Here is a 15366-nt window from a genome sequence, read left to right as displayed (position 1 = left end):
AGACAGTACCGGAGGCAGCATGTCCGAGCCCGTGAGGTTCGTATCGCGCGGCCAGGTGGTGACGGTGGCACCGGATGTGCCCCACACCATGACGGTCCTGGAGTATCTGCGCACGCGCCTGCGCCGCACCGGTTCCAAGGAAGGCTGCGCCGAGGGCGACTGCGGTGCCTGCACCGTGGTGATCGCCGAGGCCGGAGCAGACGGCAGGCTTCAGCATCGCGCGGTGAATGCCTGCATCCTGTTCGTGCACCAGCTGGACGGCAAGGCGCTGTTCACGGTGGCTGATCTTGCAGAGGGCGATAAACTGCACGCTGTGCAGCAGGCCATGGTCGAGGCCCACGGTTCGCAATGCGGCTTCTGCACGCCGGGCTTCGTCATGTCGCTGTTCGCCTATTATAAAAGCCACGACAGGGCCGAGGACAGCAGCCTGAAGGATGCGCTGGCCGGCAACCTGTGCCGCTGCACCGGCTACCGTCCGATCCTCGAGGCCGGACAGAAGATGTTCGATGGCGGGCGCAATGACCGGTTCGCGCCGCAGGAAGCCGCTTTGCTGGCGCAGCTCGCCGGCCTGACACGCGGCCGCATGCTGCGCCACTCGACGCCCGACGGCGATTTCCTCAGCCCGCGCACGGCCGACGAACTGGCCGATACGCTGGCCAGCCTGCCCGATGGCGAAAGCTGGATTCTGGCCGGCGGCACCGATGTGGGCCTGTGGGTGACCAAGCAGCATCGCATGCCGCGCAGCATCGTCTCTCTCGGCCGCGTGGCGGAGCTGCAGCGCATCGCCGACCATGGCGAGTCCATCGAGATCGGTGCCGGTGTCACCTATACCGATGCCTTCGCCGTCATCGAAAGTCTGCATCCTGATTTCGCCCGCATGCTGCGACGGCTGGGATCAGTGCAGATCCGCAATTCCGGCACCATCGGCGGCAATATCGCCAATGGCAGCCCGATCGGCGACAGCATGCCGGCGCTGATCGCGCTGGGCGCCACGCTGAAACTGCAGAGCAAAGCCGGTACGCGCGACATGCCGCTGGAGGCGTTCTTCCTCGCCTATCGCAGGACGGCGTTGCAGCCGGGCGAGTTCGTGCGCAGCGTGACGGTGCGCAAACCCGGCCCGGACAGCCGCTTCGCCGTCTACAAGCTGTCGAAGCGTTTCGATCAGGACATTTCCGCCGTGCTGGCGGCGTTTCATGTGGTGCTGGAGGGCGACACCGTGCAAAGCGCGCGGCTGGCCTTCGGCGGCATGGCCGGCACGCCGGCACGCGCGGCGAAAACCGAGGCGGCGCTGACCGGCAAGCGCTTCGTACCGGCCGAGATCGAGCCGGCGGCGGCGGCGCTGGCCGCGGATTTCACACCGATGAGCGACATGCGCGCCTCGGCCGCCTATCGCCTGCTGGCGGCGCAGAACCTGCTGCGCAAATTCTGCCTTGAGGTGAGCACGGGCGAGAAGATTTCGGTGGAGGCCGCCGAATGACGAGCCCCCATAAGACAAATGTTGTCCATAAACCGGTCAAGCATGACAGTGCCGCCAAGCATGTTGCCGGCACGGCACGCTATATCGACGACCTGCCGGAGCCGGAAGGCCTGCTGCATGTGGCGCTATACCTGAGCGACCGCGCGCATGCGAAAATCCGCAAGATCGACCTGAGCGCCGCGCTGGCGGTTCCCGGCGTGGTGGCGGCGATCACGGTGGACGACGTGCCCGGCGATGCCGATATCGCACCGGTGGTGCGCGGCGAGCCGATGCTGGCCGATGGCGTGGTGGAGTTCCACGGTCAGCCGGTGGCGGCGATTGCCGCCGTCGATCTGCCGACCGCGCGCCGCGCCGCCCGGCTGGTGCAGGTGACTTACGAAGACCTGCCGGCGATCCTGAGCATCGCAGATGCCATCGAAAAGCAGAGCTTCCTGCTGCCGCCGCTCGGCCTGAAACGCGGCGATGCGGCCAATGCCATTGCCCGCGCGCCGCATCGCCTGCAGGGCGAACTGAATATCGGCGGCCAGGACCATTTCTATCTCGAAGGCCAGGCCAGCCTGGCCGAGCCGCGCGAGGATGGCGACGTGATCCTGCGCTGCTCGACGCAGCATCCCTCCGAAGTGCAGAAGCTCGTTGCGCGAGTCCTCGGCACGTCTCTGAACAGCGTGACCGTGGAATGCCGCCGTATGGGCGGCGGCTTCGGCGGCAAGGAAACCCAGGCGGCGCAGTTCGCCTGCATCGCCGCCGTGATCGCGGCCAGGACCGGCCGGCCGGCCAAGCTGCGGCTCGACCGCGACGAGGATATGATCGCCACCGGCAAGCGGCATGATTTCCTGTCGCGTTACGACGTGGGATTCGACGATCAGGGTCGCATCCTGGGCTACGAGCTGACGCTGGCAGGGCGCGGCGGCTGGGCGGCGGATCTGACCGGCGCCGTGGTCGACCGCGCGGTATTCCATGCCGATTCCAGCTACTGGCTGCCCGATGTCACCATCACAGGCCTGTGCTGCAAGACCAATACCGTGTCGAACACCGCGTTTCGCGGTTTCGGCGGGCCGCAGGGGATGGCGACCACAGAATATGTGATCGACGAGATCGCGCGGTATTTAAGCTGCGACCCGCTGGAAATCCGGCTGGCCAATCTCTATGGCAGGGACAGCAACAACGTTACGCCGTATTTCCAGACCATCACCGACAACATCCTGCCTGCGCTGTTCGATGAACTGCTGGCGAGCAGCGACTACAGGCGGCGGCGGCAGGAGATCGACAGCTTCAACGCGCAGAGCCCGCACCTGAAGAAAGGCCTGGCGCTGACGCCGGTGAAATTCGGTATCTCGTTCACCACCACGTTCCTCAACCAGGCCGGCGCGCTGGTGCTGGTCTACGAGGATGGTTCGGTGCAGCTCAACCATGGCGGCACCGAGATGGGTCAGGGCGTCTATATCAAGGTGGCGCAGGTGGTGGCCGAAACCTTCGGCATTTCACTCGACCATATCCGCATCACCGCAACCCGCACCGACAAGGTGCCGAACACCTCGGCCACGGCAGCTTCTGCCGGCGCCGACCTGAACGGCAAGGCCGCCGAGGCTGCCGCGCTGCAGATTCGCGAACGCCTCGCCGTTGTGGCCGGTGCGATGCTGAATGCAGACGCAGGCCAAGTGGTTTTCGCCGATGACCGCGTCCGCGCCGGCGGCAAATCGGTGCCGTTTGCCGATGTGGCGCACAAGGCCTGGATGGAGCGCGTGTCACTGGCGGCCTCGGGCTTCTATGCCACGCCGGATATCCACTTCGACCGCGGCAGCGGGCGCGGCCGGCCGTTCTACTATTTCGCCTATGGCGTGGCGGCCACCGAAGTGCTGGTCGATAGCTTCACCGGCGAATACCGTTTCACCCGCGCCGACCTGCTGCACGATTGCGGCAGCTCGCTCAATCCGGCCATCGACATGGGCCAGGTGGAGGGCGGCTATCTGCAGGGGCTGGGCTGGCTCACCATGGAAGAGCTGTGGTGGGACGACAAGGGGCGCCTGCGCACCCATGCGCCGAGCACCTACAAGATTCCGACCGCGCGCGACCTGCCCGAAGATTTCCGCGTCCATCTGGTCGCCGGCCGCGCCAATCCGGCCAACACGGTGTTCCGCTCCAAGGCCGTGGGCGAGCCGCCGCTGATGCTGGGCATCTCGGCCTGGCTGGCGCTGAAGGATGCGGTGGCAGCGGCAGCCGGCACACAGCGGGTGCAGCTCGATGCGCCGGCGACGCCGGAACGCGTGCTGCTGGCGATTGCGGCGGCGAAACAGCAGGCGGCCACGATCTCCACCGACATGGCGGCTGCCAAATGAACTGGCTCAATGCGCTCAGCGATCTGTCCGGCCGCGGCATTCCCGCCGTACTGGTCACCGTGGCGGCCACCGACGGTTCGGCGCCGCGCGAGGCCGGCACCAAGATGGTGGTGACGCCGGACGACATCGTCGGCACCATCGGCGGCGGCACGCTGGAATTCCGCGCCATCGAGATCGCGCGCCAGATGCTGACCGGCAAACAGGGACCGTCTCTGCGCAAATTCCCGCTCGGCCCCTCGATGGGGCAATGCTGCGGCGGCACCATGACGCTGCTGTTCGAGCCGCAGCGGCCGGACCTGTTCACCGTGGCGCTGTTCGGCGCCGGCCATGTCGGCAAGGCGGTGGTGCAGGTGCTCGGCGCCCTGCCCTGCAAAATCCGCTGGTTCGATCCGCGCCCCGACGCCTTCCCCGACCATGTGCCGCCGGGCGTGAGCGTGGAAGTGACTGCGGCACCGGAACGCGAAGTTGCCGCGCTGCCCGACGACGCCTGGCTGCTGATCATGAGCCACAGCCATGCGCTCGATCTCGGTATCGCCGCCAAAGCCCTGCAGGAAGACCGCTTCGCCTATATCGGCCTGATCGGTTCGGAGACCAAGCGGGCACGCTTCGTCAAACGCTTCCGCGAGCTGGGCCTGGATGAGGCGCAGATCGCGAAACTGACCTGCCCGATCGGCATCGACGGCGTGAACGGCAAGCATCCCGGCGAGATCGCGATTGCCACGGCGGCCCAGCTGCTGCAGCTGCGCGAAGGCGCGCGACAGGATCTGCGCGTGGTCGACGAGAGCGCGGCCTAAAGCCCCAATATCTTCAGCTGGTCCTGCAGTTCGGCTTCGGTCATCGGATAATCCGAACCGTTGCGGGCATTCAGCATCATGCGCGGCGGCACATGGGCGAGATCGCGCTGGATCATCACCGCCGTGCGCATGGAGAATTTCGCCCGCCAGACCAGCGCCGTGATCAGCCGGCCGTTGCGCACATCGATGGCCTTCTTGATCACCGACAACGGGATGCGGCCATTCTGGATCAGCGCCTGCAGCACCAGATTCCTGTCGCCGTTCTCGATGGCTTCCTGCACCACGTCGTTATCGAGTTTCTTGTCCCTGATCAGTTTCTTGACCCTGGCCTCGGCCTCGGCCATCGGCGTCTGCGCCTCGTCTTCCTCGTCGGCTTCCTCCAGCGTGACCTCGAGCCGCTTCTCCATCACCTGGCGTATTTCACCCAGCACATCCGCCGGCAGGTCCCGGCGGCTGGTCAGAAGCTTGAGCAGGCGTCCGGCGACGAAACCGGCGAGCCGCTTGGCCGCCTTGCCCGGCAGGTTCGGCCGCTGCACCAGCGGCTCATGCCAGACCTCGACGCCCGGCGCGGCATCGAGGATGAGATCCAGCGTCTCCTCGCGAATCTGCGCCGAACCGTTGGCCAGCAGGGCCGTCACCGCCGAGACGTCGCGGGTGGCGGCAATCACGCCCGATACGCCTTCCGACAGGCCGACGCGGCGGGCAATCGCCGACAGCGCGCCCGACTGCGCCGAGGAGGCGACGATCTCGCGCAGGTCGTCATCGCTCAGCAGCGGCGAGAATTGCAGCACCGGCGCCGAGACGATCAGCTCGACATCGAGCGCCAGCTGCTTGATCAGGTGATGCGGCACATTCTCGGAGGCCTTCAGGGCTTCCGACAGCGTGGCGCGGATGCGGGCCAGCTCGTCCTGCGCCAGCAGTTCCAGCGTCTGGATCGCCAGCTCACGCGCCTTGCTGGCTTCATCGTCCGGCATGTCCGGCAACAGCCGGGCGACCTTGGCAGCCAGGCGCCGGCGCACCTCTTCCGATTCATCGTTGGCCAGCAGCAGATGCGCCTGGGCCGGCGTCGCCTCGTTATCGGCGATGGCGCGGCGCACCTCCTCGGCCTGGTCGATGGCGAGGTAATACAGAATCTCCGGCTGGGTATCAGCGCGGGTGGCGAGCTTGAGCCGTTCGACCGCATCGGCCGAGGCGGCCAGCGCTTTCGCCTTGTCGTAGTCGATACCTTTGCCGCTCACGTCGGGACTCCGTCCTCAGCATCGGGCAGCGGCGCAATATGGCTGCGCCCCTTGCCACCCTTCTTGGCGGCATACATTGCCTCATCGGCGCGGGCAATCAGCGACTCGGTGGTTTCCAGCTGGTCGAGCCGCGAGAAGACCGCGCCGACCGAAAGGCCGAGCGGGAAACCCTCGACGCCGAACTGCCGGTCGAGCTCGCGGCCGATCTCATGCAGGCGCAGACTGATCGATTCAGCCGAATTGCGATCGGTTTCTTCCAGCCAGAGCAGGAATTCGTCGCCGCCGATACGCGAGGCGAGATCGACGCCACGCATCAGGCGCCGCGCCGCTTCGGCGACATGTTTCAGCACCTCGTCGCCGACCTGGTGGCCGCGCACGTCATTGACCTTCTTGAAATTGTCGAGGTCGAAATAGATCAGGGTGCCGCGCAGCTTGTTGCGCAAATGACGGCCAAGCCGCTTGTCCAGCTCGGTGAGGAAAGCGCGGCGGTTCAGCAGGCCGGTCAGACCATCGGTATTGGCCAGCTTGTTGAGCTGCTTATGCGCCCGGCGCAACGCATCGACACGTTCGCGGGCTTCCGTCACATCGCGCGCCACGCCGCGCACGCCGAGCCAGGCGCCCTGCGGGTCGCGCACCGGCAGGCAGGACACTTCGAAACAGCCGACCGTGCCATCCTTGCGCTGCAGGAAAATCTCGGTCGCTTCCTGCGGCGTCTGGGCCTCGAAAGGCAGGATGGCCGGCACCGGTGTCTCGGCGCTGTGCGGGGCGACGATGTCGCGTGCACTGCTGCCTTCGAGTTCGCGGGCCGTATAGCCGAGCGCACCGCGCGGCGAGACGAAGCCGAAGCGGCCATCGGCCTTGGTCTCCCAGGCGAAATCGGTCGAACAGGACACCAGATCCTTGAACAGCTGGCGCGACTGCATCAGCGCCTGGATCAGGTTGCGCTCCAGGGTGCCATCGCGGCCGAGCAGCAGCAGTTTGCCGGCGGTCGGGATCAGGGTGATCTGCAGGGCCGTGCCGCCGCGTGCCCCGACGAGATCGGCGCGATCCTGCCGCATCTGGCCATCCTGCAGCGCGGCTGCGATGGCGGCAGCCAGAGCCGGCAGCCTGTTTTCCGACAATGCCGCCAGCAGCGCTGCCGCGGCCTCATTGGCCAGGACAGCGTGTCCTCCGGCATCGAGCAACGCGGCCGGCCCGGGAAACTGCGGCACCAGCAAGACCGGATCGAGGCCGGCTGCCTGACGCGCAGCCTGCTCCGCCGTTCGCCCCGCATCCATTGCTGTACCACCCTGCCCCAAACCCTGGCCCAAACGCTGTCCTTCCCTGTCCGGTGCCGGCCCAGTCACTGCCTGGGGCGGCCCGGATGCTCGCCATTTTAGACAGAAGCCCCTAAGCTGCGAAACCGTGATCTCCACCGCTTCCGCCTCCGCTTCCGCTCCTGTTGCCGCTCCGCTGGCCGGCCCCGCCCTGCGCGATGCCGAAACCTGGATTTTCGACCTCGACAACACGCTCTATCCGGCCGAATGCAACCTGTTCGAACAGGTGCAGCGCCGCATGGGCGAGTTCATCGCCACCACCTTTGCGCTGGATGCCGCGGCAGCCGCCGAGAAACGAAAATATTTCTTCCACACGCACGGCACCACTTTGCGCGGCCTGATGGTCGAGCACGGCATCGATCCGGCGGACTTCCTCGATTACGTGCATGACATCGATCTGAGCGCCGTCGCGGCCCTGCCGGCCCTGGCCGAGGCGCTGGACCGGCTGCCCGGCCGCAAACTGATCTACACCAACGGCACGGTCGCCCATGCCGACCGCATCATGCGCAAGCTCGGCGTCGATCATCATTTCGAGGCGGTGTTCGACATCGTGGCCTCGGACTATGTGCCGAAGCCGGACATGACGCCCTATCGGACCATGCTGCAAAAGCATGGTGTCGATCCCAGGGGTGCCGTCATGGTGGAAGACATGGCGCGCAATCTGAAACCGGCGGCGGAACTGGGCATGACCACGATCTGGGTGCCGACGACCGCAGCCTGGTCGCAGCCCGATGCCGACGGCCATGTTCACATCCACCATACAGCGCCGGATCTGACCGCTTTTCTGGCCGGTCTGCATGCCGCTCCGGCCGCGTCAGCCGGTTGACTCAAGACGTCTGCCGGCTATTGTCTCGCGATCTCGCCGACCCGTATTTTCCAAGGATATCCGCCATGACCGACGCCGCGCTCGCCAAGCAGCTCCAGCCCGTGATCGATGCCGCCTGGGAGGCGCGCGACCAGGTCAATTTCCAGACCAAGGGTGAAGTGCGCGACGCCGTCGAAGCCACACTGGATGCGCTGGATGACGGCAAGCTGCGCGTGGCCGAGAAGGTCGACGGCAAGTGGATGGTGAACCAGTGGGCCAAGAAGGCCGTGCTGCTGAGCTTCCGCCTGACCGACAACATGCTGATTTCGGATGCGCCGGGCGGCGCCAGCTGGTTCGACAAGGTGCCGTCGAAATTCGCCGGCTGGAGCGAGCAGCGCTTCCGCGCCGCCGGCTTTCGCGCTGTGCCGGGCGCCGTGGCGCGCCGCGCCGCCTATATCGCACCGGGCGTTATCCTGATGCCAAGCTTCGTCAACCTCGGCGCCTATGTCGACAGCGGCACCATGGTGGATACCTGGGCCACCGTCGGCTCCTGCGCGCAGATCGGCAAGAACGTGCATCTCTCGGGCGGCGTCGGCATCGGCGGCGTGCTGGAGCCGCTGCAGGGCAATCCGGTCATCATCGAGGATAACTGCTTCATCGGCGCCCGTTCGGAAGTGGTCGAAGGCGTGATCGTCGAGGAAGGCGCCGTGCTGTCCATGGGCGTCTATCTGGGCGCCGGCACCAAGATCATCGACCGCGCCACCGGCGAGGTTTTCGTCGGCCGCGTACCGGCCTATTCGGTGGTGGTCTCGGGCAATATCCCGGGCAAGCCGCTGCCCGACGGCACGCCGGGCCCGTCGCTTTACTGCGCCGTGATCGTCAAGCGCGTCGATGCCCAGACCCGCTCCAAGACATCGATCAATGATCTGCTCCGCGACTGACGTCGCGGTGGCAACGAACTCCTGCGCGACCGATCGCGCAGGCGACATCAACGAGCTGCTCCGCGATTGATATCCCAGAGGTAGTGTCGCGCCGTCCGCCGGGTAGACGTTGGCGGCAGAACCGCCGGCGCGACAACCTTTCCTTAACGCTGAACGGCGAGGCTTCAGGCTTCTGTGAGTCCGAGTCTGCCATGACGTTCCAACCGCCCAAGACCCGCCGCATCGATCCCAGCGCCTTCCGCCGCGCCACCATCCTGGTGGCCGAGGGCGACCGCGGCCTGCGCCGCACCCTGCGCGACGTGCTGCTGGGCATGGGTTTCCCGTCCATCATCATGGCCGGCAATTCGGCCGAGACCATGCGCCAGATCATCGAGCAGCGCCCCAGCGTGGTGCTGCTGGATCACAAACTGCCCGGTGCCTCCGGCGGCGACGGCCTGACGCTGACGCGCCGGCTGCGGCGCGACAACGACCCGCTGCCCATCATCCTGATGACCGCTTCGCCCGACCTCGGCATGGTGGCTGCCGCCCGCGATGCCGGTGTCAACGAGATCGTGCGCAAGCCGCTGTCGATGGAAGGCCTGGTGCTGCGCCTGATGCATGTGCTGCAGGTGCCGCGCAGTTTCGTTCGCAGCATTGCCTATGTCGGCCCGGACCGCCGCCGCCTGACAGACCGCCGCCGTACCGAACGCCGCGCGGAAATGCCGCTGCCGCCCGAACTGGAACGGCGCACAGGGCCGAGCCGCCGCAGCGGCGGCGAGCGTCGCAAAATGAAAAAGGGCTGACCCGGCCATCCTGTCCAGATTCCGGCCTGCCCAGATTGCGGCCCTGTCCGGGATTCCGACAAAAGAAGGCCGGTCAGGGCGGGGAGCCGGACCGGCCATATGAGTTTTCCTGGCACATAACGCTGCGCCGAGGCGATTCGCAGCCTAGGCAGCGGCGATGACGCTGGCATGACAGGTGCGGGCCTGTTGTACTGGGGACAGACGCATGCCGTCGTTACGGACAAAACTAGTCCGCTTGCATTACTGTTATTCCTCGCTACAATCCGGCGCATAACAAACGCGCGGCCGCCAGAGCCGCGGCCGGGAGGACTTCGCAGTGTCAGGGGCTGTCCGCGCCAGGATGAAATCCGAGACCGCAACGAGAGCGGAGCGCCGCGCCGGCGGCGGCGCCGTGGATTACGGCACGCTGCCCAACCATGTCGGCTATCTGCTGCGGCTCGCGCAGCTGCGGGTGTGGGAGGATTTCTACGGCCGGCTGGGCGATACCGGAGTAAGCCCGGCGCTGTTCTCGGCCCTGATGCTGGTCGAACGCAATCCCGGCATCCAGCAGAGCCGGCTGGGCGAGGCGCTCGGCGTCGCGCGCTCCGGCGCCATGACCATGGTGGACCGGCTGGAGCGGCTCGGCCTGGTCGAGCGCCGTGCCGACCCGCATGACCGCCGCGCCTATGGCCTGTTCCTGACCCGGGATGGCGAGCGCGGCATGGCCGAATATGTCGCCCGCGTGCAGCACCATGACATGCTGATCAACCAGGTGCTGAGTCCCGACGAGCATCGCACGCTGATGCGGCTGCTGCAGAAATTCACCGCGGCACCCGCGCCGATCACGCAGGAACGGGCCCGAGAGCAGTCCGGGGAGCAATCCGGCGCAGCCCTTTCCGCACCGGACACCGATTCAGTAGCATCGCGTACCAAGCGCACGGCCCAGTCTGGTTGAAACAGGCTGGCCGGGCGTCCTAAAAACACGTTCCAGGGAGGACAACCACATGAGCATCAAGCTTACCCGCCGCCAATTCACGGCGACTGCTGCCGGCGCCGCACTCGCCGCCGGTTCGGCACCGTTCAACATCGGACGCGCACAGTCCGGCACGCTGAAGATCGGCTCGATCCATCCGCGCTCGGGCTTCCAGGCCCAGCTCGGCATTGCTTGCCAGCGTGGCATCGACCTGGCGCCGCGCGTGCTGAAGCAGCTCGGCATCAACGCCAATGTCGAGATCATGAATGCGGATACCGAATCCAACGTCGATGTGGCCCGCGCCCGCGCCGAGAAGCTGATCAACGACGGTGCCAACGTGCTGATCGGTGCCTTCGACAGCGGCCAGTCGGCCGCCATCGCCCAGGTCGCCGAGCAGAAGGGCGTGCCCTACATCATCAACGTGGCCGCCGCGCCGCAGATCACCGAACAGGGCTACAAGTTCGTGTTCCGCAACTTCCCGACCGCGCCGATGCTGGTCGGTGACGGCCTCAACCTGATGAAGGGCGTGTTCGAGAAGAGCGGCATCACGCCGAAGACCGCCGTCTTCATGCATGTGAACGACACCTTCGGCCAGGCCATGGGCGGCGCGATCAAGGCGATGGCGCCGCGCTTCAACCTGCCGTTCCAGATCGTCGAGACCATCGCCTACGATCCGCAGGCCAAGGATCTTTCGGTGGAGATCGCCAAGGCAAAGGCCACCGGCGCCGAAATGCTGATGCCGGTGACGCGCCTGAACGACGCCATCCTGATGATCCGCGAGATGGTGAAGCAGCGTTGGGAACCGAAGATCGTGATGAGCCCCGGCGCGCCGGGCTTCTACGAGGGCCAGTTCTACAAGACGCTGGGCAGGTTCTCGAATTACCTGCTGACCAACGTGCCGTGGTACAACCCGCGCTCGTCCCTGACCCAGAAGCTGCTCGACGAGTTCACCAAGACCTACAAGGGCGAGCTGTTCGAGCTGAATGTCGGCTTCTCCTTCGAAGCCGTCATGGTCGCGGTCAACGCGCACAATGCCGCCAAGAGCACGGCCGGCGCGGCGCTCGCCGATGCGATCCGCAAGACCAACATCACCGATCATGTGATGGCCGGCGGACCGCTGCAATTCAATGAAAAGGGCCAGAACGTCAACATCAAGTCGGTCACGCTGCAGAATCTCGACCAGCGTCCGAAGGTGGTGCTGCCGCTCGATATCGCGGAAGACAACCTGACCCTGCCGCTGCCGAGCTGGACCAAGCGGAGCTGATCCACTATTACCCACGCAACACCACGTCGAAGAGACCGATGCCCGCAGATTTGATTCTTACCGTTGCCGTACAGGGCATCCTGACCGGACTGGTTTACGGCCTCATGGCCCTCGGCCTTTCGGTCATCTTCGGCGTGGTGCGCGTGGTCAATTTCGCCCATGGCGAAATGATGACGATCGCGTCCTATGCCGCCATCGTCGCCTTCGGCGCCTGGAACATCGATCCGCTGGTGTCGATGATCCCGATCGCCGTGCTGCTGTTCGCGCTCGGCTATGCGATGCAGGCGGTGCTGATCAACCCCTTCATCAACCGGCCGGAACACAGCCAATTCATCCTGCTGGCCGCCGTGGCCATCATCATGGTCAACGGCCTGCTGATGATCTTCGGCCCCGACGCGCGCAACGTGCTGGTCGATTACGCGCTCGATTCCATCGAGGTCGGCCCCCTGCTGATCGACAAAGTGCGCGTGATCACCGCCGCACTGGCGCTGGTGATCGCCGCCCTGCTCTTCGCCTTCTTCAAGCTCAGCCGCACCGGCAAGGCGATCCGCGCCTGCGCCGACAACCATCTCGGCGCCCTGGTGGTCGGGCTCAACGTCAAGCGGCTCTATGCGCTGACGTTTGGCATCGGCTCGGCCTGCGTCGGCGCCGCCGGCGCGATGATGACGCTGCTGATCGACACCACACCCAATGTCGGACCTGCATTCACCCTGCAGGCTTTCGTGATTGTGATCATCGGCGGGCTCGGCTCGATGCCGGGCGCGCTGCTGGGCGGCGTGCTGATCGGCCTGACCGAGGCGATGGCCGGCCTGTTCTTCGCGCCCTCGGCCAAGACCATGTTCGGCGTCGCCATCCTCATTCTGGTTCTTTTATTCAGGCCGCAGGGCCTGCTGGGACGCCGGGTTTAATGGAGTATTGGGCATGATCGCGCGTCTGATCGAAGGCGTGCCGCGGCGCGCGCTCATCCTGCTTGGCCTGCTGCTGGTCGCGCTGCTGGCGGCACCGCTGCTGGTCGGCGATTACGGCCTCTCGGTGCTGATCCTGGTGCTGTATTTCGCCTATACCGGCCAGGCCTGGAATGTGATGATGGGCTTTGCCGGCCAGCTCAGCCTGGGCCATTCGCTCTATGTCGGCCTCGCCGCCTATACCGCCGCAGCATTGTATGTGCATTTCGGCATCGGCCCGTGGCTCGGCGTCTGGATCGCCATCGTGATCAGCATGGCGGCCGGCCTGGTGATCGGCTTCCTCGCCTTCCGCTTCGGCATCGGCGGCGTGTATTTCGCCCTGCTGACCATCGCCTTCGCCGAATTCACCCGCGTCGGCTTCGACCATTTCACCTGGGTCAACGGCTCGGGCGGTTTCTTCCTGCCGGTGGCGCAGTACAGCGTGAACGATGCGCTCAACCTGCGCGGCTCGCCCACGATGTTCTATTACATCCTGCTCGCCATCACCGCGCTGGCCTTCGTGTTCTGCCGCTGGCTGCTGACCGGCCGCATCGGCTATTACTGGCTGGCGATCCGCGAGGAACCGGAAGCCGCGCAGACGCTCGGCATCAACGTGTTCCGCTACAAGATGATCGCCGTCGCCATCTCGGCCGGCATGACGGCGCTGAGCGGCGTGTTCTTCGCCTTCTATTACAACAACCTGTTCCCCGAGCAGATCTTCAGCATGAACCGTTCGATCGAGCTGATTCTCGGCCCGATCATCGGCGGTGTCGGCTCGCTGTTCGGACCGATCCTCGGCGCCTTCGTGCTCACCGCGCTGGCCGAGGTGCTGAATGACGTGATGGTGGCGCTGGGCTATGAACTTCCAGGCATCAAGCTGGTCTTCTACGGCCTCTGCCTGCTGGCGGTGGTGATGTATCTGCCGAACGGCATCTGGCCGCCCCTGCGCAAATGGCTCGGCCTGGGAGAGCGGCTATGAGCACCGCTCCTCTCCTCACCGTCGCTGGCATCTCGAAAAGCTTCCGCGGCCTGCGCGCCGTCGACCAGGCTTCCCTGACCGTGCCGCAGGGCGGCATCGTCAGCCTGATCGGCCCGAACGGCGCCGGCAAGACCACCTGCTTCAACATGATCGCCGGCGTGTTCAGACCTGACGAGGGCAGCATCAGCTTCGCCGGCAAAAATATCGGGGGCCTGCGGCCGGACCAGATCTGCCATGCCGGTATCGGCCGCACCTTCCAGATCGTGAAGCCGTTCAAGGATCTCACCGCGCTGGAAAACGTGATCGTCGGCGCGCTGCGCACCGAACGCAGCACGCGGGCGGCGAAAAAGAAGGCCGAAGGCGTGCTGGACCAGCTCGGCATGCTGGACAAGCGCGACCAGCCGGCCGGCCAGCTCACCCTGCCCGAGCGCAAGCGGCTGGAAGTGGCGCGCGCGCTGGCGACCGACCCGAAACTGCTGCTGCTGGACGAGGTGATGGCCGGCCTGCGCCCGACCGAAACCGACCAGATGGTGACGGTATTCCGCGAGCTGAACCGCAAACAGGGCCTGACCATTCTGCTGATCGAGCATGTGATGCGCGCCGTGATGGCGCTGTCGCAGCATGTGGTGGTGCTGCATCATGGCCAGGTGATCGCCGATGGCGCGCCGGAGCAGGTGGTGCGCGACCCCTCCGTGCTGGAATGCTATCTGGGCGAGGAAGCCGACATATGAGCCTCCAGATATCCGCTCTCGATGTCTTCTACGGCGACGCCCAGGCGCTGGACGGCGTCTCGCTGGAGGTGCCGCAGGGCAGCATCGTCGCCATCGTCGGCGCCAATGGCGCCGGCAAATCGACGCTGATCCGCACCATCGCCGGCATCGAAGCGCCGCGACGCGGCCATATCCGCTACAAGGACACCGAGATCGGCGGCCTGCCGAGTTACAAGGTGTGCGATCTCGGCATCGGCCAGGTGGCCGAGGGCCGCCAGATTTTCCCCACGCTCAGCGTGCTGGAAAACCTGGAAATGGGCGCCCTGCTGCCGCGGGCGCGCGGCAAGGAAAAAGCCACGCTCGACGAGGTGTTCCACCTCTTCCCGCGCCTGGCCGAGCGGCGCGACCAGCTGGCCGGCACCATGTCGGGCGGCGAGCAGCAGATGCTGGCCATCGGCCGCTGCCTGATGGGCCAGCCCGACCTGATCATGTTCGACGAACCCTCATTGGGCCTGGCGCCGGCCGTGGTGCAGGAGGTGTTCCGCATCATCCGGCTGCTGCATGTCGAGCGCGGCATGACGGTGATCCTGGTCGAGCAGAATGTCGCCGTGTCGCTCAAGCTGGCCGACCACGCCTATGTGCTTGAGAACGGCCGCATCGCCATGCAGGGCAGCGGGCAAACTCTGCTACACGACGACCGCGTGCGGCAGGCCTATATGGGGCTTTAGGAAAAGCAGAGTACACCGAAAAAAGGCCACCTTGCGGTGGCCTTTTTGCTGCTCACGCCAGATTGGCGAAGAAGTCGTTGCCCTTGTCGTCGACGATGAT

14 protein-coding genes are annotated in these 15366 nt (G+C 65.8%); 12 read left to right on the top strand and 2 right to left on the bottom strand.

What is annotated here, in order from left to right:
* Window positions 1-19 precede the first annotated feature (19 nt).
* From xdhA to xdhC, 3 genes are read left to right on the top strand one after another with little or no spacing between them, the layout of a single operon-like run.
* Window positions 20-1477, top strand: coding sequence for a xanthine dehydrogenase small subunit (gene xdhA, locus OJJ21_RS23205; protein WP_297690330.1), 1458 nt, complete (start codon window positions 20-22; stop codon window positions 1475-1477).
* Entirely contained in the window at window positions 1474-3813 is a 2340-nt protein-coding gene (gene xdhB, locus OJJ21_RS23200) for a xanthine dehydrogenase molybdopterin binding subunit (protein WP_297690329.1), read from the top strand. The genes xdhA and xdhB overlap by 4 nt, the downstream gene beginning before the upstream one ends.
* Complete coding sequence (gene xdhC, locus OJJ21_RS23195) at window positions 3810-4607, top strand: xanthine dehydrogenase accessory protein XdhC (RefSeq protein WP_297690328.1); 798 nt, start codon at window positions 3810-3812, stop codon at window positions 4605-4607. The genes xdhB and xdhC overlap by 4 nt, the downstream gene beginning before the upstream one ends.
* Here the strand turns inward: xdhC and OJJ21_RS23190 are convergent.
* Both OJJ21_RS23190 and OJJ21_RS23185 read right to left on the bottom strand, forming a co-directional pair.
* Complete coding sequence (locus OJJ21_RS23190) at window positions 4604-5845, bottom strand: DUF2336 domain-containing protein (RefSeq protein WP_297690327.1); 1242 nt, start codon at window positions 5843-5845, stop codon at window positions 4604-4606. The genes xdhC and OJJ21_RS23190 overlap by 4 nt on opposite strands.
* Window positions 5842-7122, bottom strand: coding sequence for a sensor domain-containing diguanylate cyclase (locus OJJ21_RS23185; RefSeq protein WP_297690326.1), 1281 nt, complete (start codon window positions 7120-7122; stop codon window positions 5842-5844). Before OJJ21_RS23185 ends, OJJ21_RS23190 begins: the two co-directional genes overlap by 4 nt.
* A gap of 127 nt (window positions 7123-7249) precedes the next feature.
* Between OJJ21_RS23185 and OJJ21_RS23180 the strand changes: the two genes are divergently transcribed.
* The 9 genes from OJJ21_RS23180 to OJJ21_RS23140 all read left to right on the top strand — a co-directional run bounded on the left by OJJ21_RS23180 (window position 7250) and on the right by OJJ21_RS23140 (window position 15266).
* Window positions 7250-7987, top strand: a complete 738-nt coding sequence (locus tag OJJ21_RS23180) for a pyrimidine 5'-nucleotidase (protein ID WP_297690325.1) — start codon at window positions 7250-7252, stop codon at window positions 7985-7987.
* Between the two features lie 65 nt (window positions 7988-8052).
* Window positions 8053-8907 (top strand): 2,3,4,5-tetrahydropyridine-2,6-dicarboxylate N-succinyltransferase, encoded by an 855-nt coding sequence (gene dapD / locus OJJ21_RS23175; protein ID WP_297690324.1) that lies wholly within the window; start codon window positions 8053-8055, stop codon window positions 8905-8907.
* 191 nt (window positions 8908-9098) lie between these two features.
* Window positions 9099-9689 (top strand): response regulator, encoded by a 591-nt coding sequence (locus OJJ21_RS23170; protein ID WP_297690323.1) that lies wholly within the window; start codon window positions 9099-9101, stop codon window positions 9687-9689.
* 340 nt (window positions 9690-10029) lie between these two features.
* Window positions 10030-10623: a MarR family winged helix-turn-helix transcriptional regulator gene (locus tag OJJ21_RS23165; protein ID WP_297690322.1), complete on the top strand. Its 594-nt coding sequence runs from the start codon at window positions 10030-10032 to the stop codon at window positions 10621-10623.
* A gap of 49 nt (window positions 10624-10672) precedes the next feature.
* Window positions 10673-11905, top strand: coding sequence for an ABC transporter substrate-binding protein (locus OJJ21_RS23160; RefSeq protein ID WP_297690321.1), 1233 nt, complete (start codon window positions 10673-10675; stop codon window positions 11903-11905).
* A gap of 38 nt (window positions 11906-11943) precedes the next feature.
* Window positions 11944-12813: a branched-chain amino acid ABC transporter permease gene (locus OJJ21_RS23155; RefSeq protein ID WP_297690320.1), complete on the top strand. Its 870-nt coding sequence runs from the start codon at window positions 11944-11946 to the stop codon at window positions 12811-12813.
* A gap of 13 nt (window positions 12814-12826) precedes the next feature.
* Entirely contained in the window at window positions 12827-13828 is a 1002-nt protein-coding gene (locus OJJ21_RS23150; RefSeq protein ID WP_297690319.1) for a branched-chain amino acid ABC transporter permease, read from the top strand.
* Window positions 13825-14559: an ABC transporter ATP-binding protein gene (locus tag OJJ21_RS23145; RefSeq protein WP_297690318.1), complete on the top strand. Its 735-nt coding sequence runs from the start codon at window positions 13825-13827 to the stop codon at window positions 14557-14559. The genes OJJ21_RS23150 and OJJ21_RS23145 overlap by 4 nt, the downstream gene beginning before the upstream one ends.
* Window positions 14556-15266, top strand: coding sequence for an ABC transporter ATP-binding protein (locus tag OJJ21_RS23140; RefSeq protein ID WP_297690317.1), 711 nt, complete (start codon window positions 14556-14558; stop codon window positions 15264-15266). Before OJJ21_RS23145 ends, OJJ21_RS23140 begins: the two co-directional genes overlap by 4 nt.
* The last annotated feature ends 100 nt before the right edge of the window (window positions 15267-15366 follow it).

Origin of the sequence: Ferrovibrio sp., assembly GCF_025869515.1 — a bacterium.
GTDB lineage: Bacteria > Pseudomonadota > Alphaproteobacteria > Ferrovibrionales > Ferrovibrionaceae > Ferrovibrio.
Note: the sequence above shows the minus strand (reverse complement) of the source record. Positions and strands in the feature narration are given on the sequence as shown.